The organism is Paraburkholderia sp. GAS38 (assembly GCF_050434965.1).
In the GTDB taxonomy this organism is placed as follows: Bacteria; Pseudomonadota; Gammaproteobacteria; order Burkholderiales; family Burkholderiaceae; genus Paraburkholderia; species Paraburkholderia phenazinium_A.
Map to the genome: position 1 here is coordinate 48,093 of NZ_JBNDJO010000020.1, position 17,853 is coordinate 65,945.

Sequence of the window (17,853 nt, forward strand, 5' to 3'; positions counted from 1 at the left end):
GCGCACGCGCCGCTATGCGTTGTCTTCAACCATCACCTTTCGCCTTTCGCACGAACCTCCCATGCCGCTTTCCCCTGAAGCCGTAGTCCAGCGCCAACTGGACGCCTACAACGCGCGCGATCTCGACGCGCTGATCGCCACCTACGCGGATGATGCCCAGTTATTCGAGCATCCCGCGACGCTGCTCGCCAGCGGCGCTGCCGCGGTGCGCGAACGCATGGCCGCGCGTCTGCAGGAACCCAATCTCCACGCCGCGCTACTTAACCGCATGGTAATGGGCAATCGGATCGTGGACCACGAACGGGTGACCCGCACCTTCCCGGAAGGACCCGGCCAGATCGACATGCTGATGATCTACGAGGTGGAGGCGGAGCGTATCGCACGGGCGTGGGTGATCGCCGGCAGCCGTACGCTCGATCGCGCCGGTTAGGCGTGCCGCAGCGAGCGCGTACGCCTTGGAGATGTAACCGCGTAAACGCGCGAAACAACGCGGTAGCCAAAGTGTCGTTCTGGCTCACTAGGATGTCGACATCGCCCATGCATTTACCAACGGAGGTGTCGGATGCTGAGCCATCACGAACTCGCGACGCTCATGTTGCTCCGGGATACCGGACGGCATATGGAAGAATTCGATCCTGATGTGCTTGCGTTGCGCCACTATGAGCTGGTCGAAGTACGCACGCAGGACCGTGACGGCTCGACGCTGCAGTTGACCCGGCGTGGCCGCGAGTTGTTGCAGCGCTTGCATCTGGACGGCGGCCGCTTGCAATAGGGACGCTTCGGCGCCGCATCGCACGTCTGCCATCCCCGCAGTGCCGGCTTGCCCGTAAGATGGCCGCCCATGGGGCGTTGCGGAACAAATCCTGCTTTCCTCTTGATGACAAACACCTTGCGATGTAATGAGTTGAAAAATACGCAAGGTCTTAAGTAATTGTATTGCGGATCAGAGTGGAATAGCGTTCAGTAGTACTTTGGGACACCAGTTCGGTGCCGGTTTCTGTCGTGGAGAGTGTTGTGAAAAGGTTGAATATCTTGCTCGGAGTGGCAGCCGCCGTGATGGTCTGTGCGAGCGGCGTGGCACATGCAGCGCATGTGGGGGTCTACATCGGCGGGGGCGGGTATTACTACCCTTGGGGGCCGGCCTACTACCCGTATCCGCCGGCGGTCGCCGTGCCGGTGCCGGTTCCGGCCGAACCGCAGGAGTACGTGGAGCAGGGCCAGTATGGCGCGGCTCCGGCGCAGGCGGCGCCTGGGCAGCAGAGCGGCACCTGGTATTACTGCGACGACTCTAAAACTTACTACCCGTATGTGAAGTCCTGCTCGTCGGGTTGGCGTCCGGTGCCTGCGCAGCAGTCGCAGGGCCCTGCAAATTAAAAACGCATTACCGCAAAGAGAAGCAAATGAAATATTCAAGGTTAGCTTTGATCGCCTCGCTGAGTGTTCTCGGGGCGTGTTCGGTCATGCCTCCCGGCCCTAGCGTCATGGCGCTGCCGGGTACCGGCAAGACTTTCGACCAGTTCCGCGCGGACGATAACTCGTGCCGGCAATTCGCCTTCCAGCAGGTGGGTGGGGCCACGACCAATCAGGCGGCGACCAACAGCGCAGTGGGTAGCGCGGTGGTCGGCACGGCGCTCGGTGCGGCAGCGGGTGCTGCCTTCAACGGCGGTAGCGGCGCGGCGGTTGGCGCCGGTGCCGGCCTGCTGGCGGGTACCCTGTTCGGCGCAGGCGCTGCGCAAGGGTCGGCTTACGACGTCCAGCGCCGCTACGACTATGCGTACCTGCAATGCATGTATGCGAACGGCGACCGGATCCCGGTGCAGGGCCGCATGCGCACCATTCAGCCCTCGGATGGTGGCGGTTACGTGACCGCGCCGCCGCCCCCGCCGCCGGGTTCGCCGCCGCCGCCTCCGCCCGGCTCGTATTGACCGGATCGAGCTTGGCGTAGGTGTTTGACCCGCACGCGGCTGCCGCTTCCAACGGCAGCCGCGTTGTCATTGGGGCCGGGGTTTCAGGCCGGCGCGCGGTGCCGACCCCGCGAGCGCATCCAGGACTGCAGGCGGTCGATGTACAGATACACCACCGGCGTCGTGTAGAGCGTGAGCAACTGGCTGACAATCAGGCCGCCGACAATCGAAATACCCAGCGGCCTGCGCAGGTCCGCACCTTCGCCGTGGCCGAAGGCGAGCGGTAGCGCGCCGAGCAGCGCGGCGCAGGTCGTCATCATGATCGGCCGGAAGCGCATCAGGCTGGCGCGATAGATCGCATCGCGCGGCGTCATGCCGTCACGCTCGGCGTCGATGGCGAAGTCCACCATCATGATGGCGTTCTTCTTGACGATGCCGATCAGCAGGATCACGCCGATCAGCGACATCACCGTGAATTCGACATGGAACGCCATCAGCGCGAGCAGTGCACCGACGCCTGCCGAGGGCAACGTCGAGAGAATCGTCAGCGGGTGGGCGTAGCTTTCGTAGAGGATGCCGAGCACGATATACACGGCTGCGAGCGCCGCCAGAATCAGCAGCGGCTCGTCCGATAGCGATTGCTGGAAGGTGCGCGCCGTGCCCTGAAAGCCGCCGTGAATCGAACCCGGCATGCGAATCTCGGCCATGGTTCGATCGATCGCGGCGACTGCCGTGGAGAGCGGTTCGTTGGGCGGCAGATTGAACGAGATCGTGGTGGCGACGAAGTTGCCCTGGTGATTGACGCCGAGCGGCGTATGGCCCGGGTTCCAGCGGGCGAAGGCGCTGAACGGAATCATGGTCTCCAGCGCGGTGCTGACCGAGGCGCCTGCCGAGGCGCTGGAATGGCCGCTGGCCGCCAGCGAATTGATCGCGAGATTGCGCGCCGAGTCGGTGGCGATCGCAGCCGCGGTGGTTGCCGTGCTCGCGGTGCTGGAGGTGCTGGAACTGGCCGGGCTCGTCGGCGTCGAGACCGTGCCCGCCACGGCATTGGTCGACTGCGTGCCGCTCGGCGTGCCGCCCGAGGTGCTGACGTACAGCTCGTCGAGCGTCTGCGGATATTGCCAATAGCGCGGCGCGACTTCCATCACGACGTAGTACTGGTTCAGCGGGTTATAGATCGTCGACACGAGCCGCTGGCCGTACGCGTCGTAGAGCGTGTTATCGATCTGCGCCGGCGTGATGCCCAGACGCGCGGCGGTGCCGCGATCGATATCCACATCCGCTTCCAGACCGCCTTGCTGCTGATCCGAGTTGACGTCCTCCAGTTCGGGCACGTTTTGCAGCGCCTGCGTGAGGCGCGGTGCCCATGTGTAGAGCTCGGCGGTCGAATCGCCGAGCAGCGTGAACTGATACTGCGCGTTGCTTTGCCGGCCGCCGACCCGGATGTCCTGCACCGATTGCAAAAACAGCCGGCCGCCCGGCACGGCATTGAGCTTCGGGCGCAGCCGGGCGATCACCTCGTCGGCGGTTTCGCTGCGTTGTGACAGCGGCTTGAGCGCCACGTAAACGGAACCGGTATTGGTCTGCCTGCCGCCGGTGAAGCCGACCACGTTTTCCACGGCCGGATCGTCGCCGATGATTTTCATGACCTGTCTGAGCTTCGGTTCCATCGCCTGGAACGAGGTGCTCTGGTCGGCCTGGATGCCGCCGGTCAGGCGCCCCGTGTCTTCCTGCGGGAAAAACCCTTTGGGAATCGTCACGTACAGGAATACGTTCAGCGCCATCGTGACGAGCAGCGTCATGAGCAGCAGAAACGGATGGCGCAGCGACCATTCGAGCGAGCGGGCATAGCCGTCGTTCAGACGCTGCAACGGCACGGCGAAGACGCGGCCGAGGCGGGTGGACGTCTTCGGTCCGGCGGTCCGCAAAAGGCGCGAGCACATCACGGGCGTGGTGGTCAGCGAGACGACCAGCGACACCGCGATGGCGAGCGACAGCGTCACCGCGAATTCGCGGAACAGGCGTCCGATGATGCCGCTCATCAGCAGGATCGGGATGAACACCGCGACGAGCGAGATCGAAATCGACAGCACCGTAAAGCCCACCTCGCGTGCGCCGAGCAGCGCCGCCTGCATGCGCGGCATGCCGGCCTCCATGTGGCGGGCGATGTTTTCCAGCACGACGATCGCGTCGTCGACCACGAAGCCGGTGGCGATGGTCAACGCCATCAGCGAGAGGTTGTCGATCGAATAGCCGAACAGGTACATGAAACCGAAGGTGCCGACGATCGACACCGGCACGGCCGCGCTCGGAATCAGCGCCGCGCGTGCGCTGCCGAGGAAGACGAACACGACGAGGATCACGAGGCCCACCGCGATAATCAGCGTCGCCTCCGTGTCGCGCAGCGAGGCGCGGATCGTCGTGGAGCGGTCGGATGCTTCGATCACGTCGACGTCGGCGGGCAGCGCGGGCTTCAGTTGCTCGATCTGCTTGCGCACGCTGTCCACGGTGCTGATGATATTGGCGCCCGGCTGACGGTACAGCATCACCAGCACGGCCGGCTGGTTGTTGCGCGCGAGGCCGAGGTTGCGCAGGTCCTCGACCGAATCGACGATCTCGCCGACGTCGGAGAGCTTGACCCCCGCGCCGTTACGATACGCGACGATCAGATCCTTGTACTGGTCCGCGATGCGCGCCTGATCGTTGGCGTAGAGCTGATAGCGCTGACCGTAACTTTCGATGGTGCCTTTGGGGCTGTTGGCGTTCGCCGAGGCGAGCGCGGCCCGTACGTCTTCGAGGCCGATGCCGTAGTGATAGAGCGCTGTCGGATTCAGCTCGACGCGCACCGCCGGATTGGCCGAACCGTTGACGTCGACCTCGCCGATGCCCGGCAATTGCGACAACGATTGCGCGAGGATCGTCGAGGCCAGATCGTAGAGCTTCGCGCGCGGCAGCGTGTGCGAGGTGAGCGCGAGAATCAGGATCGGCGCGTCGGCGGGATTGACCTTGTGATAGGTCGGATTGCTGCGCAGGCTGGATGGCAGATCGGCGCGCGCGGCATTGATGGCCGCCTGCACGTCGCGCGCCGCGCCGTTGATGTCGCGATCCAGACCGAACTGCAGCGTTACGCGCGCGGAACCCACCGTGCTTTGCGACGTCATCTCCGTCACGTCGGCAATCTGTCCGAGGTGCCGTTCAAGCGGACTCGCGACGCTGTTGGCCACCGTATCGGGACTCGCGCCCGGCAGGCTCGCCTGCACGGAAATAGTCGGGAAGTCGACCTGCGGCAGCGGCGCGACAGGGAGCTTGATAAACGCGAAGACACCGGCGAGCGCTACGCCCAACGAAAGCAGCGTGGTCGCAACGGGGCGTTCGATAAAGGGACGTGAGAGATTCATCGACAGGTGGAGGGGGCTGGCGGAGCAGCGTCTGTCGATGCTAGAGGAGCAACCTCGTTCGGGCGTTACCGGCCTTTTTCGCCCCGTTACGGGGTAATAGCCGGGAAATATTTGTCAGCTTCGAGCCCGCGAAATCAGCGCCGCGTGCCGCGTCGATCACGCGCGGTAATGAAAACCTGGGTATTGCTGCGCGACGCTTCACACGCCGTATGCAAATTGTTCCGAAGCTGCATGCGGATCGGATCGCACCGGTGTAATCGACCGAAACATGGCTGCAACACGGCAACGCTTAAATCCTTCTACACTGCAGTTGCCTCTCCCAAGGAGGCATCGGTGGAAGGTCTTTCTTTGCCCGCTTCGTGCGGGCATTCTTTTTACCTTCTACCGGGAGTGCATCAAGCGGGGTGCATCAAACGGCATGGCGCATCGCCACAGGGCGACACTGCGCGTGCTTACCGATGCCAGCCGCCGCCCCACCCACCGCCTACGCCGATCCCAACGTTGACCGCCGGCGGCGCATAGTAGCCGTATGCCGGAGCGTAGCCGTAACCATAGCCGTACGGTGCGGGGGCGACCACGCAACCACCGAGACTGGCCGCGAGCGCCATAAGTGCGATTACCCTGAGCATGATGATCCCTCCATTATTTGTAGATTGGAGCCCCGCGCCGTGGCGTTCGTTCTGGCCTGGCCGGGTTGTCGTGTGACGGCGCATTACGGACCGGATGCCGTGAATCCCGCCGGTGGGGCGGCTACGCTGTGTGCGCCGCGACAAGGCGAGCGCGCCCTATTTACAGATGCTTACGTTCTAGTGGTCTGACGAATGCAGCGTCGCGCCGAAAGCGCATGCTCGTTCGACGGTGTCCTTGTGGAAAGTCCCAGGTGTTGCGCGCGCGCTACCTTGCAACGCATGCGGCGTTGCTATGATGGAGTCACTGTTCCTCGGGAGCGGCAAACATGGCGATCAGAGATTTGACCCAAAGCGAGCGGCTGCGTGCCGCCATCGCCGAAGCACGCAAGCTGGCGGACAGCGGCGCGTATCACGACTACACCGATATCGAATACGTGTTGCGTTTTGACCAGGGGTTGTCGGACGTATCGGCCTTGCTCGATAGCCAGGCCATACACCGCGATCTGAATTGCCGCTGCGCGGATGCGCGCGAGAAACAGACACTGGTGGTCGTGTAAGCGTCGGGGCTCGTTGGCGCGGCACCAGAAAAAAGCCCGCCGGTCGGGGCGGGCCAAGCTGAGGAGATTCACACAACATACCTCACGGGGGATGAGGTGAATCCAGTGTAGCCGCGCATGCAGCACAATGGGTTTCATAAGCTCTTACAGCTATTACGCTCCGTGACGAGGTGCAGCATGCCCTTGCCACGGAGCGTTTTACTTGGTGGCGCGCTTTCGTTGCTTTCATGGCTTGCGCCGCTGCGCATTCGCACTGCCTGACTTTTCATTCCCCCTTGTAGCGTTGCAAGATCGATCATTCAATTCCGTTTAACGATGGGTGTGGTGAGATTTAACCTTCATCGATCGATGTGGCTCTATAGTCAGCGGCATGAACGAGAACCCTTCACCCCAAACTTTTCATGCGCGCGGCGGCTGGCCGAAAGCGGTGCTGTTCGATCTGCTGACCGCGCTGCTGGATTCATGGTCGCTGTGGAATGCCGCTGCGGGCTCCGAGGCGGCCGGACGCTCCTGGCGCGCCGAATATCTGCGGCTCACCTACGGTTGCGGCGAGTACGTCGACTACGAGACGCTGGTGCGGCGCGCGGCGCTGAATGTCGGTTTGTCCGAGTCCGCGCCGCTTGCGCTTGAAGCGAACTGGCTCGATCTGCAGCCGTGGAGCGGGGCACGCGAGGCCTTGCGCGAACTGGCGCCGCATTGTCGTTTGGCGGTTGTCACCAACTGTTCGACCCGGTTAGGACGTGCTGCCGCGGCGCGCCTCGAGATCGACTGGGACGTGATTGTCACCGCGCAAGACGCAGGCTTCTATAAGCCGGATCCGCAGCCTTATCGTCTTGCGCTCGAGCAGTTGGGTCTGCAGGCGAGTGAGGCGGCTTTCGTTGCTGGTTCGAGCTACGACATGTTCGGCACGGGCGCGCTCGGCTTGCGCACCTATTGGCATAACCGTGTGGGATTGCGAGCGGTCGACGGCGCGCCGGCAGCGGAAATCGAAGCGCCGGACCTCGATGCGCTTATTCCATGGCTGCGCAACTTTGGCGCGGCTTCGACCTCGACTTCCTCACAAGTACCACACGCCTTATGACCACCGACTCCCTCGATACCCTGGACACACCGGCCGCGCTGATCGATCGCTCGCGCATGCTGCGCAATATCGCACGCATGCAGCAGCGTATGGATGCGCTCGGCGTGCGCTTTCGGCCGCACGTGAAGACAGCGAAATGCATCGAGGTCGCCCGGGCGCAACGCGAAGCGGGTGCGCGCGGCATCACCGTGTCGACGCTCAAGGAAGCCGAGCAATTCTTCGCCGCCGGCTTCACCGACATCCTGTACGCGGTCGGCATTGCTCCATCGAAGCTACCTAGAGCGCTGGCATTACGCCGGGCCGGTTGCGACCTCAAGCTGCTGGTGGACCATCCCGACGCGGCGCGGGCGATCGCCGCATTCGGTCAGGCGCAGGGCGAACGCTTCGAGGTCTGGATCGAAGTCGATACCGACGGTCATCGCTCAGGCATCCGTCCAGAGGACGACGCGTTGCTGGAGATCGCGCTTCTTTTGCACGACAACGGCATGCAGATTGGCGGCGTGATGACGCATGCCGGTTCAAGCTACGAGTTGAACGCGTTCGATGCGCTGGTTGCGCTGGCTGAACAGGAGCGCGCCGGGTGCGTGCGCGCCGCGCAGCGACTGCGCGACGCAAACCTGCCGTGCGCCGGAGTGAGTATCGGCTCGACGCCGACTGCGCTGTGCGCGCAGCATCTTGAAGGCGTCACCGAGGTGCGCGCGGGCGTCTACGTGTTTTTCGATCTGGTGATGCGCAACGTTGGTGTATGCGAGACGAGCGAGATTGCGTTGAGCGTGCTGACCACGGTGATCGGTCATCAGAGCGAGAAGGGATGGGCGATTGTCGACGCTGGATGGATGGCGATGAGCCGCGATCGCGGCACGGCGAAGCAGGCACACGACTATGGTTATGGTCAGGTGTGCGCGCTCGACGGTACGCCATTGGACGGTTACGTGATGATCGGTGCGAATCAGGAGCATGGGATCGTGGCGCCTGCTCAGCCTGTGGGTGAGGGTGACAGCGCAAGCGGCGAGCCCGGCGTCGCCACGGACGATATTGCGACCCGCTTGCCGATCGGCACGAAACTGCGCATCGTGCCGAATCACGCCTGCGCGACGGGCGCGCAGTTTCCCGAGTATCACGCGCTATCCGGCGATGGCGCCATCAGCGTGTGGAGTCGTTTTCACGGCTGGTGAGCAACAAGGGCATGCGTTGGCACACACGCCCGCTCTGTGGCACCGTGGCCCCGGTCAGCGCACTTCACTTCGTTTTGCAGATTGAAGCTGTGATGACGACGTCGGCTTATGGCGCACGCCGGCCACACTGAACGCGCTTGCCGCAATCCACCAGATCAGGCCGGCAGCGAGCGCGACTGCGGCGGCGCTTCCGAGCGCCACCTGCATGGCAAGCTCGAACGGCTTCACCGCAGCGATGAAGCCGCCGAAGATCGCCACACCCAACGCAGCGCCGGTTTGCCGGGCCGAATTGAGGACCGCCGCTGCAACGGCGCCGCGTTGTTTTTCGACGGTGCCCATGGCCGGTGAGGTTGCGGCGGGCGAAACGAAGCCCGAGGCGAGGCCGATGGCCAGCATCGGCGCAACGGCGATCCAGTAGGGCGCGTGCGGCGTGGCGGCGAGCATACCCAGCGATCCGGCGGCGTAGAGCCCGAACGCCGCACACATCGAAGCGCGCGGGCCGCAGCGCTCGACGATCCGGTGCGACGCGAGACCGCCGATGGCGACCATGGCGGTCATCGGCAGGAATGCCAGTCCGGTTTCAAGCGCCGAAAAGCCATGCTGTTGCTGATAGGCGATGCTGAACGTAAACAGCAGCCCGTAAAACACAAACGCAGACGCCATCGACACAGCGGTGGACGCCGAAAAGAGCGGACTCCTGAAGAACGAGAGCGGCAGCATGGGATGCGCGCGGCGCTTCTCGATGCTCAGGAATGCCACCCAGGCTGAAGCGCAAATCATCATTCCCATTGCGATAGGCGTGGAACGCCAGCCGAGCCGCGAGCCTTCGATCAGCACGGCAATCAGCGTGCCGAGCGCGACGATTGCCGCCGCCTGTCCCGCGAGGTCGAAATGACGACGCGCGGCGACGCCGTCGTCGTTTCGACCGATCGAGCGTGTCAGCCAGATACCGGCCAGCGCGATCGGGACGTTGACGGTGAAGATGCTGCGCCAGCCGAACCAGTGGATCAGGATGCCGCCGACGAGTGGTCCGGATGCCATCGCGATACCGCCGCAGCCCATCCATACGCCGACCGCCGAGGCGCGTTGGGCGGAGTCGGGAAAGGCGCGATTGATCAGGGCCAGCGAGCACGGCACCAGCATTGCGCTGCCCATGCCTTGCAGGGCGCGGGCGATGGTTAGTGTGGCCAGGTCGGGCGCCATGCCGCACAGTGCCGAAGCCAGCGCGAAGAGCGCCAGACCCGCCACGTAGACGTTTCTCGCGCCGAGCCGGTCGCCGAGCGTGCCGCCGGTGAGCAGCAGGCTGGCGAAGCTCAAGGTGTAAGCGTTGACGATCCACTGCAAGCCGGTCACGTTGCTGTGCAGCGTGCTGCCGATCTGTTCGAGCGCGACGTTGACGATCGAGGCGTCGAGCAGAACGATGGTGTAGCTGATGCTGGTGGCCGCGAGGACCCGGCGCGAGATGGCGGCGGCGGTAGAGCTTGCCGCGGCGTTGATGGGGAGCGGCATGGCTAGGCGTGCTCGTTCGCGAGTGCCACGCGCAGCGACCTGAAGCCGACCCATCCCCAGTAGACCCGATGGTGGACGATCAGTCCGCCGACGATATCCATCATCTCGACCAGATCCACCTGATCACCCTCCGGCGTGTGCCGCGGATATTCCCAGGTGAGCTGCTGGCCGTTGCAGAAGAAAGTGCCGGTGCGGTACCAGCGGCCCAGATCGTTAGGCGGCGCGCGCAGACCGGCGTCGAAGAACGCCCGGATTGCGGCTTTGCCGGTCAGAATGCCGCTCTGCCGGTCCGCCCACGTGGCGAGGATCAGCGGGCTTTCGAGGACGGCGTCGTCGGCGTACAGCGTCATTAGCGCGTTCAGATCGCGCCTTTGGACCGAGTCGTGCCATTGGTCGTAAATGTAGCGAATTTCGGCTTGCGTGGCCTCGCTCATGATCGGCTTCCGTCGTCGTTGCAGGACTTCCAGTCTGAGGCTGCCCCCCGACCGGATGCTTCGACGCGTACCGAACGATACGGACGGCCTTTAGTGGATCACGAGCGCGTTCGATTGCACGTTGCCTGCGCCCGACACGATGTTCACGCCGACATTGCCGCTCACATGCGACAACGCGCCTGCGCCGAGCGTGGCAGTGCCGCCGCCGGTGACCGAGGCCGTAGCGCGGGCATCCTGCAGCGTGTTGACGTCGGCGGACGGCGAACTGACGAGCACGATCTGATTGGCCTGCGCATTCAGCGCGCCGGTGGCGATGTTGACGCCGACGTTACCGGTGGCGCCGCGCAGCACATCCGCGCCGACTGACGCCATCGACGTGGACAGCGTCGCGTTGCCGCTCGTCTGCTGGAGGGTCGTAAGCTTCGTGGCGCCGAGCAGGGACGCGACATCGGGATCGGTGGACGCCAGCGCGTTGACGAGGGCGGGGGAGGCGCCGATGGCGACTGAAATGAGAAGAGTGATGAGGGGACGAAGTTTCATGTGTGTCTCCCAGACGAGTCCTGATGAAACTCGTACCTGTGATATCGGCTGGGATGGCGAAAAGTTAAGTGCAGAAAGCTAAACTCAAAAATGAAAGTTATCTAAACCGTGTATAGTTTAGATTCCTGTTCCATGAGCACCCTACCCGAACGTATTCAGATCGTCCTGGACGAGACTGGCCTCGAGCAGACCGAACTGGCTGATGCCGCCGGCGCTACCAAAGGCACTGTCAACCAATGGTTGTCCCGCCGCATCAAGAAATTGAGGTTCGAGTACGCGGAGGCGATCGAGAAAAAGTTCGGCTACAGCGTTAAGTGGCTCATCACGGGCAAAGGAGAGAAGAAGGTGACCGAAGTCGGGCAGCGCAGCGAGTTCGACCCGACCTCGTTGCCCGGCAGACAACGCATTCCGGTAGTGGGCATGACACAGCTAGGCGACAAAGGCTTTTGGGCTGAAATTGAATCCCCTGTAGGGCACGGCGATGGTTATCTGGAGTTTCCGTCCAGGGAGAAGGCGTACGGGCTGCGCTGCAAGGGCGATTCCATGATGCCCCGCATCCGCGACGGAGAGTTCGTGATCGTCGAACCCGACCATGCTGTCCAATCGGGCGACGAGGTCCTGGTCAAGGCGGTGGACGGTCGCGTCATGATCAAGACCTTCCTCTATTCTCGTGATGGTCGCAAATACTTCATGTCAGTGAACGAGGAGCATGGGCGGATCTCGTTCGAGGATGCGGAGATCGAGCAGTTGCACTACGTCGCGGCGATTGTGAAGGCCTCCATGTGGCGGCCTGAGTAAGGAATGTGGTGGCAAAAGTATAGGTAACTTTACTTTTGCCGATTGATTTTCTATACTCTTGTGGTCGCGTCAATGTCCGACGCAAGAGAGACGACCCAATTGCTATCTGACGCCAGCACCAGACGTTTTCGGAGCGCGCTTGCATGAACGCACGACGTTGCGTCTATGCTTCTCGGGCAAGCGCGCCGTGCCTGTCGTCAACCGTTGGCCGCTTCCTGGGGTGGTTGCGACGCCTCGTCACCAACGTCGTTAATGGCGGAGGTGCTCATCGCGGTGCCTTCACCCTCGGGACTGCGCTTGCGCGGACGTGCACCTCTATGCCGCCGTCAGTCGCCATGGTTCTAAGGGTGACTTCGTTCGCTCCTTTGGTCGGTGTTTCTCTGGGTACGTCGCCGGCTTGTCTTGGCGGGCCGTTCTTTTCGTCCGGAGAACATTGTCTTCGGGGTCCGGTCTCTGGAGGCGCCAGCGGATGTCTTTGGGGACAACCTGACGACAGCCGCTCGTCGAAATCGGGTTCGTCGTACTCGATGTGCTGTCTTTGGCCACGCCTTTTGATGCGTGCGCGCAGCGTCTTGAAGCGCTGCTTGAGTTTCGAACTCCACGCCGCGCGTGCCTTTTCTGCGATGACGGGGTGGTACAAGCGCCCGTCGCTGCATTTGATCCAGCCACGCAGTGCGCCCGCGCGGATGGCGGACCAATCCTTGTCGATCTTGCCGCGATGCCAGTAATTCGCGCGCTTGGCGAGCCATTCGTTGTCGTCAGGCAGTGACGCGGCCGGCACCTGATGCCACGCGGCGCACCACAGCAGGATGCCGGCCCAGCGCGCGGCTGGACTTTCGTCGGCAGCTCTGTCGGAATCGCGCAGGCGGGCGACATCGAGCGGCATGCAGGGGATGTCGCGCAGGTCGCATTCGGCGGGCGTAAGGGGTTCGGGTAGTTCGGCCGTGCTTGCCGTCGCTGTTGCCTCAATGGTTGCAGTTCGATCCGGAACCGACGAGCAGGACGGGATAAGCGTAGGACTGCTATTTTTCATTCTATCTCCGAGTGTTTTGCCTGGGCAAGATAAACGATTAGCCTGCTCGAGAAATATGAGAAAAGTCTGAAAAACGACTATCGAGTAGCGCCGATTGAGGTTTTACGGATTTTGACCTTCTTCGTTTTCCGCTTCGGTATCATCGCCGCGAAGGTAGGTTGGCAGAACTGATGATTGATGCGCGGCGCTGTTATATGTTCTGCCGCCGCGACGAGCGACACATGACATTCGAGCCGGAGTCGTCACGGCGGGACATTGCTCGAATCCCAGGAGTTTCTTTCGGCGTATGAGGCGACGTAGCAAATTTTTGTGGCGGCATCCCCAATCGGGCATTGTCGCCAGACCGTTCGCGCCAAGGCCGCAGGTTCGTTCGTGCGGTTTTCCTGCGGAGATGCGGGAGCCGGTATTTGTATTCAAGACCGACAAGGCATTGAAAGAGCACCCACGGTATGAATCTTCGGCCGGTATTTGACGGAGCAGTGGGCGACGGGGAGAAATACGTTCTCGTTTTCCCACCTAAAGGCGAAGAAGTCAGATTAGACGTTCGGCACCGTTGGTTTCGCGCGCGGGCCGAAAGGGAGCGCGTGCGCACCAACCGGCGTCTTCGAAAGTAATGTTAGAGCCACCTGACGGTGGCTTTTTTATTTTCTTGCGCCCCGCCTGCTCGATTCGCTAACCTTGTTTGCGGTATTGCGACCGCAGTGCGAAGCAGAGTAGACCGCAGTACGCTTGCGACAACAGCGTGGGTATGAGTGAGTCGCTCAGAAAGTAAAAATCCCGCTCTAACGGCATAAGCCCGAGCGGGATGTTCTGGCGGAGGCGGTGAGATTCGAACTCACGGAAGGATTGCTCCTTCGCCGGTTTTCAAGACCGGTGCCTTAAACCGCTCGGCCACACCTCCAAGCCCGAAATTGTAACCTGAAATCTCCCCGCCCCGGCAACTCCGCACGCAAAATCACTGCGAAGTTACGGCTCAGGGTCTTTCAGAAACAGCCCCTGCAGATCGTTCAGAAAAGCTTGCCCAAGCGCCGTCGGTGCGATCTTTTCGTAATCCCGCACGATCAGGCCACGCTGTTCCGCTTCCTGCAACGCTGGTTCGATCGACGTCATCGACATGCCCGTACGTTCGATGAACCGATGCACGGGAAACCCCTCCACGAGCCGCAACGCGTTCAACATGAATTCGAACGGCAGATCGCGCGGCGTGACTTCGTGCTCTTCATGCACTGGGGTACCGGCTTTGGCCTGTTCGATGAAAGTGGTCGGATGCTTGTAGCGCATCTGCCGCAGGATGCGGTTCGGAAACGACAGCTTCGTATGCGCGCCGGCGCCGATGCCCAGGTAGTCGCCAAAGCGCCAGTAGTTGAGGTTGTGCTGGCTCTGACGATGCGGCTGCGCATACGCCGATACCTCATAGCGTCCGTAACCGGCCTCTGCGGTGCGCTCGTGAATCCAGTCCTGCATGTCGGCGGACGAATCGTCGTCCGGCAGCGGCGGCGGGAATTTCGCAAACAGCGTGTTCGGCTCGAGCGTCAGGTGGTACAGCGAAAGATGCGGCGGCGCAAACGACAACGCGGTTTCGATATCCGCCTGGCACTCCGCGAGCGTTTGCCGTGGCAGCGCGAACATCAGGTCGAGATTGAAGTTGTCGAAGGTGGTAGCCGCGACCTCTACGGCATGGCGCGCCTGCGCCGCGTCGTGGATCCGCCCGAGCGCCTTCAGATGCGCCTCGTTGAAACTCTGGATCCCCACGGACAACCGGTTCACCCCGCTCGCACGAAACTGTGCGAACTTGTCCGCCTCGAAGGTGCCGGGGTTGGCCTCGAGCGTGATCTCGGCGTCGGCGTCGAGCGGCAGCAGTGCGCGCACGTCGGAGAGCAGCCGGTCGAGTCCCGCCGCCGACAGCAGGCTGGGCGTCCCACCGCCGATGAACACCGTATGCACCTGGCGTCCCCACACGAGCGGCAGCGCCAGTTCGAGATCGGTGCGCAACGCGTCGAGGTACTCGGTCTCCGGGAACGCATTGCCTTTCCACTCGTGCGAGTTGAAATCGCAGTACGGACACTTGCGCACGCACCACGGGAAATGCACGTAAAGCGCCAGCGGCGGCAGGGACGTCAGATGGATGCGGCCCGGCGCCGTGAACGCCTTGATCACCCCGGCGCCGCTCTGGCCGGCGGGCTGGATGGGAATCACGCTTCCTCCGTCAGACGCGTGAGCAGTTGCCGCAGCGCGATCGCGCGATGGCTGCTGGTGTTTTTCACCGCCGGGTCGAGTTCGGCCGCGGTGGCGTCCAGCTCCGGCAGGAAAAAGTGCGGATCGTAGCCGAAGCCATGCGCGCCGCGCGGCACGTCGATGATCTGTCCTGGCCAGCGGCCTTCGGCGATCAGCGGCTCGGGGTCGTCAGCGTGGCGCACGAGGACGAGTGCGCAGAAGTAGTAGGCGCGGCGGTCGGCCTCGCCTTGCAGTTGCCCGACGAGATGCGCATTGTTCGCCGCGTCGCTCTTCGGGCCGCCGGCCCGTTGCGCGTAGCGCGCCGAATACACGCCGGGTGCGCCACGCAGTGCCCGCACGCAGAGTCCCGAGTCGTCGGCGAGTGCCGGCAAGCCGGTGAGCCTCGCCGCATGACGCGCCTTTGTCAGCGCGTTCTCCACGAAGGTCGGATACGGCTCCTCCGCTTCGGGCACGTTGAGCGCGCCTTGCGGAATCAGTTCGATGCCGGCCGCGTCCAGCAGGGCCGCGAACTCGCGCAGCTTGCCCGCATTGTTCGAGGCCAGCACCACCTTGCCGAGCGAACCAGGGGCTGCGTCCCGCGCAGCCCCTGAAGCCTGCGAAGCCGCGCCGCCGGCGCCTTGACGATCATTCACCCTGCCACTCCAGCGCTGCCTTCTGTTTCGCGACCAGCGTGCTGATGCCGTCGCGCGCGAGATCGAGCAGCGTATTCATCTCGTCGCGCGAGAACGGCGTGCCCTCGGCCGTTCCCTGGACTTCCACGAAGCCGCCTGCACCGGTCATCACCACGTTCATGTCCGTGTCGCACTGCGAGTCTTCGTCGTAGTCGAGATCGAGCACCGGCAGGCCGTTGTAGACGCCCACCGAAATCGCCGCCACGAAGTCCGTAATCGGCGAGCGCTCGATCTTGCCGCTGGCGAGCAGCTTCGTCACCGCGTCGTGCGCCGCTACGAACGCGCCGGTGATGCTGGCCGTGCGCGTGCCGCCGTCGGCCTGGATGACGTCGCAATCGATGTTCATCGTGCGTTGGCCGAGCTTCTCGAGGTCGAACACCGAGCGCAGCGCGCGGCCGATCAGCCGCTGGATTTCCTGGGTGCGGCCGGTCTGCTTGCCGCGCGCGGCTTCGCGGTCGTTGCGGGTGTTGGTGGCACGCGGCAGCATGCCGTATTCAGCCGTCAACCAGCCCTGGCCGCGATCGCGCAGGAAGCCGGGCACGCTTTCGGCGATGCTCGCCGTGCAGATCACCTTGGTGTCGCCGAATTCGACCAGCACCGAGCCCTCCGCATGCTTCGTATAGTGGCGCGTGATGCGCACGTCGCGCAGCTGGTCGGCGCGGCGGCCGCTGGGGCGGCCTTTGGAAAATGCGGTGGTGTCGTTCATCGTTGGGGATCGGTGTGGAGAGAGTGCGGGAGGGAAACGTGGATTTTACCGCTGATCGCGCGGGGCGGCTCCTTATGCGCTCCAGCGTACGCTGCCGGGGAGGCCCGATCCGCGTACGGCGGGACATCCCGCCAAAAATGGGATAATGCGGCTTCCCCGCCCCGCGTCTCGTACACGCCGGGCGATTCGACTCTTCCGGCCAGCCGCTCAACGGCATGGCCTCCATCGCGAGACAAATGATGATCTACAGCATGACTGGCTATGCGAGCGCCACGCGCGAACTCGCAGCGGCCTCAGGCAACGGCGGCGTGAGCGTATCGGTCGAACTGCGCACGGTGAACTCGCGCTTCCTCGATCTGAACTTCCGGATGCCCGAAGACGTGCGGGTCTGCGAGCCGACCTTGCGCGAAATGCTGATGAACAAGCTCTCGCGCGGCAAGGTGGATATCCGTATCAATCTGCAGCGTAGCGAACAGTCGGCTAACGCCGGCGCGATCAATCATGAGGCGCTCGGCCAACTGGCGCTGCTGGAACGCGCGGTTGTGAACGCGTTTCCGGAAGCCGGCCGCCTGCGCACCGGCGAGATCCTGCGCTGGCCGGGCGTGCTGGCCGAGAGCGGCGTGGCCGCGGATCTGTTGCGCGACGCGGTGCTGGCGTGCGGCAAGCAGGCGATTGGCGATCTGATCGACGTGCGCGGCCGCGAAGGCGCCCAACTGGCGACGATGCTGCTCGCCAACGTCACGGAGATGGAAGCGATCGTCGCCAGGATCACGCCGCTGGTGCCGGAACTGATCACCCGGCATCAACAGAAAATTGTCGAGCGTCTGCAGGAAGCGCTCGGCATCGCCGTGCCGGACACGGCGACGACCAGCATCTCGCGCGAGGAAATCGCCGAGCGTATCCGTCAGGAAGTGACGATGTACGGCATCCGCATCGACATCACGGAAGAGCTGTCGCGTCTGACCGCTCACCTGAACGAAACGCGTCACGTGATCGAAAAGGGCGGCAAGGTGGGCAAGCGCCTCGACTTCATGATGCAGGAGCTCAATCGCGAAGCGAACACGCTCGGCTCGAAGGCGGCCGCGAAGGAACTGGCGGATTCGTCGATGACCCTGAAGCTGCTCATCGAACAGATGCGCGAGCAGGTACAAAATCTGGAGTAATCTTCGAGCCACTCTCGGAC

Annotated in this window: 19 protein-coding genes and 1 tRNA gene; 9 read left to right on the top strand and 11 right to left on the bottom strand. The window is 63.2% G+C overall.

Features of this window, described 5'->3' with window-relative positions; all coding sequences use genetic code 11:
* Nucleotides 1-61: 61 nt before the first annotated feature.
* The 4 genes from P3T42_RS33765 to P3T42_RS33780 all read left to right on the top strand — a co-directional run bounded on the left by P3T42_RS33765 (nt 62) and on the right by P3T42_RS33780 (nt 1,925).
* Nucleotides 62-430 (top strand): nuclear transport factor 2 family protein, encoded by a 369-nt coding sequence (locus P3T42_RS33765; protein ID WP_074300463.1) that lies wholly within the window; start codon nt 62-64, stop codon nt 428-430.
* Nucleotides 431-562: 132 nt separating this feature from the next.
* Entirely contained in the window at nt 563-772 is a 210-nt protein-coding gene (locus P3T42_RS33770) for a hypothetical protein (protein WP_074300462.1), read from the top strand.
* Between the two features lie 242 nt (nt 773-1,014).
* A complete protein-coding gene (locus P3T42_RS33775; protein WP_074300461.1) occupies nt 1,015-1,374 on the top strand; it encodes a hypothetical protein in 360 nt (119 codons plus the stop codon).
* 26 nt (nt 1,375-1,400) lie between these two features.
* Nucleotides 1,401-1,925 carry a hypothetical protein gene (locus tag P3T42_RS33780; RefSeq protein ID WP_074300460.1) on the top strand — a complete coding sequence of 175 codons (525 nt, stop codon included), beginning with the start codon at nt 1,401-1,403 and terminating at the stop codon, nt 1,923-1,925.
* Nucleotides 1,926-2,008: 83 nt separating this feature from the next.
* Here the strand turns inward: P3T42_RS33780 and P3T42_RS33785 are convergent, their stop codons facing one another.
* Both P3T42_RS33785 and P3T42_RS33790 read right to left on the bottom strand, forming a co-directional pair.
* Nucleotides 2,009-5,302, bottom strand: a complete 3,294-nt coding sequence (locus tag P3T42_RS33785; protein WP_429308439.1) for an efflux RND transporter permease subunit — start codon at nt 5,300-5,302, stop codon at nt 2,009-2,011.
* A gap of 452 nt (nt 5,303-5,754) precedes the next feature.
* Entirely contained in the window at nt 5,755-5,931 is a 177-nt protein-coding gene (locus P3T42_RS33790) for a hypothetical protein (protein WP_171991725.1), read from the bottom strand.
* A gap of 326 nt (nt 5,932-6,257) precedes the next feature.
* Between P3T42_RS33790 and P3T42_RS33795 the strand changes: the two genes are divergently transcribed.
* Entirely contained in the window at nt 6,258-6,488 is a 231-nt protein-coding gene (locus P3T42_RS33795; protein ID WP_429308440.1) for a hypothetical protein, read from the top strand.
* A gap of 134 nt (nt 6,489-6,622) precedes the next feature.
* On the opposite strand, the gene P3T42_RS33800 is transcribed toward P3T42_RS33795, so the two are convergent.
* Nucleotides 6,623-6,787: a hypothetical protein gene (locus P3T42_RS33800; RefSeq protein ID WP_171991724.1), complete on the bottom strand. Its 165-nt coding sequence runs from the start codon at nt 6,785-6,787 to the stop codon at nt 6,623-6,625.
* A 71-nt stretch (nt 6,788-6,858) separates the two neighbouring features.
* On the opposite strand from P3T42_RS33800, the gene P3T42_RS33805 reads away from it, so the two are divergent.
* Entirely contained in the window at nt 6,859-7,569 is a 711-nt protein-coding gene (locus P3T42_RS33805; RefSeq protein ID WP_429308441.1) for an HAD-IA family hydrolase, read from the top strand.
* Nucleotides 7,566-8,744, top strand: coding sequence for a DSD1 family PLP-dependent enzyme (locus tag P3T42_RS33810; protein WP_429308442.1), 1,179 nt, complete (start codon nt 7,566-7,568; stop codon nt 8,742-8,744). The genes P3T42_RS33805 and P3T42_RS33810 overlap by 4 nt, the downstream gene beginning before the upstream one ends.
* Nucleotides 8,745-8,798: 54 nt before the next feature.
* Here the strand turns inward: P3T42_RS33810 and P3T42_RS33815 are convergent, their stop codons facing one another.
* From P3T42_RS33815 to P3T42_RS33825, 3 genes are all read right to left on the bottom strand, one after another.
* Entirely contained in the window at nt 8,799-10,253 is a 1,455-nt protein-coding gene (locus P3T42_RS33815; RefSeq protein ID WP_429308443.1) for an MFS transporter, read from the bottom strand.
* A 2-nt stretch (nt 10,254-10,255) separates the two neighbouring features.
* Nucleotides 10,256-10,687, bottom strand: coding sequence for a nuclear transport factor 2 family protein (locus P3T42_RS33820; protein ID WP_429308444.1), 432 nt, complete (start codon nt 10,685-10,687; stop codon nt 10,256-10,258).
* A 90-nt stretch (nt 10,688-10,777) separates the two neighbouring features.
* Nucleotides 10,778-11,227 (bottom strand): hypothetical protein, encoded by a 450-nt coding sequence (locus tag P3T42_RS33825; RefSeq protein WP_429308445.1) that lies wholly within the window; start codon nt 11,225-11,227, stop codon nt 10,778-10,780.
* A gap of 132 nt (nt 11,228-11,359) precedes the next feature.
* Here P3T42_RS33825 and P3T42_RS33830 point away from each other — a divergent pair, with 132 nt between their 5' ends.
* Nucleotides 11,360-12,025 carry a LexA family transcriptional regulator gene (locus P3T42_RS33830; protein WP_429308446.1) on the top strand — a complete coding sequence of 222 codons (666 nt, stop codon included), beginning with the start codon at nt 11,360-11,362 and terminating at the stop codon, nt 12,023-12,025.
* A 265-nt stretch (nt 12,026-12,290) separates the two neighbouring features.
* On the opposite strand, the gene P3T42_RS33835 is transcribed toward P3T42_RS33830, so the two are convergent.
* From P3T42_RS33835 to rph, 5 genes are all read right to left on the bottom strand, one after another.
* A complete protein-coding gene (locus P3T42_RS33835; RefSeq protein WP_429308447.1) occupies nt 12,291-13,058 on the bottom strand; it encodes a hypothetical protein in 768 nt (255 codons plus the stop codon).
* Nucleotides 13,059-13,869: 811 nt separating this feature from the next.
* Nucleotides 13,870-13,959 (bottom strand) — tRNA-Ser (locus tag P3T42_RS33840).
* A 65-nt stretch (nt 13,960-14,024) separates the two neighbouring features.
* Nucleotides 14,025-15,245, bottom strand: a complete 1,221-nt coding sequence (hemW, locus tag P3T42_RS33845; RefSeq protein ID WP_429308489.1) for a radical SAM family heme chaperone HemW — start codon at nt 15,243-15,245, stop codon at nt 14,025-14,027.
* Nucleotides 15,246-15,250: 5 nt separating this feature from the next.
* On the bottom strand, nt 15,251-15,841 hold the full coding sequence (gene rdgB / locus P3T42_RS33850) for an RdgB/HAM1 family non-canonical purine NTP pyrophosphatase (RefSeq protein ID WP_429308490.1): 591 nt from the start codon (nt 15,839-15,841) through the stop codon (nt 15,251-15,253).
* Between the two features lie 76 nt (nt 15,842-15,917).
* The gene (rph, locus tag P3T42_RS33855) at nt 15,918-16,670 is read right to left on the bottom strand and encodes a ribonuclease PH (RefSeq protein WP_074300449.1); all 753 of its coding nucleotides are present in this window, start codon (nt 16,668-16,670) and stop codon (nt 15,918-15,920) included.
* 239 nt (nt 16,671-16,909) lie between these two features.
* Here rph and P3T42_RS33860 point away from each other — a divergent pair, with 239 nt between their 5' ends.
* A complete protein-coding gene (locus tag P3T42_RS33860; protein WP_074301729.1) occupies nt 16,910-17,833 on the top strand; it encodes a YicC/YloC family endoribonuclease in 924 nt (307 codons plus the stop codon).
* Nucleotides 17,834-17,853 lie beyond the last annotated feature (20 nt).

Excerpts from the sequence above, each read along its gene's own strand:
- P3T42_RS33805 (WP_429308441.1), top strand. The coding sequence starts at position 6,859 with ATGAACGAGAACCCTTCACCCCAAACTTTTCATGCGCGCGGCGGCTGG.
- P3T42_RS33860 (WP_074301729.1), top strand. The coding sequence starts at position 16,910 with ATGATCTACAGCATGACTGGCTATGCGAGCGCCACGCGCGAACTCGCA.
- P3T42_RS33820 (WP_429308444.1), bottom strand. The coding sequence starts at position 10,687 with ATGAGCGAGGCCACGCAAGCCGAAATTCGCTACATTTACGACCAATGG.
- P3T42_RS33795 (WP_429308440.1), top strand. The coding sequence starts at position 6,258 with ATGGCGATCAGAGATTTGACCCAAAGCGAGCGGCTGCGTGCCGCCATC.
- P3T42_RS33815 (WP_429308443.1), bottom strand. The coding sequence starts at position 10,253 with ATGCCGCTCCCCATCAACGCCGCGGCAAGCTCTACCGCCGCCGCCATC.
- P3T42_RS33825 (WP_429308445.1), bottom strand. The coding sequence starts at position 11,227 with ATGAAACTTCGTCCCCTCATCACTCTTCTCATTTCAGTCGCCATCGGC.
- P3T42_RS33785 (WP_429308439.1), bottom strand. The coding sequence starts at position 5,302 with ATGAATCTCTCACGTCCCTTTATCGAACGCCCCGTTGCGACCACGCTG.
- P3T42_RS33770 (WP_074300462.1), top strand. The coding sequence starts at position 563 with ATGCTGAGCCATCACGAACTCGCGACGCTCATGTTGCTCCGGGATACC.
- P3T42_RS33790 (WP_171991725.1), bottom strand. The coding sequence starts at position 5,931 with ATGCTCAGGGTAATCGCACTTATGGCGCTCGCGGCCAGTCTCGGTGGT.
- P3T42_RS33835 (WP_429308447.1), bottom strand. The coding sequence starts at position 13,058 with ATGAAAAATAGCAGTCCTACGCTTATCCCGTCCTGCTCGTCGGTTCCG.
- P3T42_RS33780 (WP_074300460.1), top strand. The coding sequence starts at position 1,401 with ATGAAATATTCAAGGTTAGCTTTGATCGCCTCGCTGAGTGTTCTCGGG.
- P3T42_RS33800 (WP_171991724.1), bottom strand. The coding sequence starts at position 6,787 with ATGATCGATCTTGCAACGCTACAAGGGGGAATGAAAAGTCAGGCAGTG.
- rph (WP_074300449.1), bottom strand. The coding sequence starts at position 16,670 with ATGAACGACACCACCGCATTTTCCAAAGGCCGCCCCAGCGGCCGCCGC.
- P3T42_RS33810 (WP_429308442.1), top strand. The coding sequence starts at position 7,566 with ATGACCACCGACTCCCTCGATACCCTGGACACACCGGCCGCGCTGATC.
- P3T42_RS33765 (WP_074300463.1), top strand. The coding sequence starts at position 62 with ATGCCGCTTTCCCCTGAAGCCGTAGTCCAGCGCCAACTGGACGCCTAC.
- P3T42_RS33830 (WP_429308446.1), top strand. The coding sequence starts at position 11,360 with ATGAGCACCCTACCCGAACGTATTCAGATCGTCCTGGACGAGACTGGC.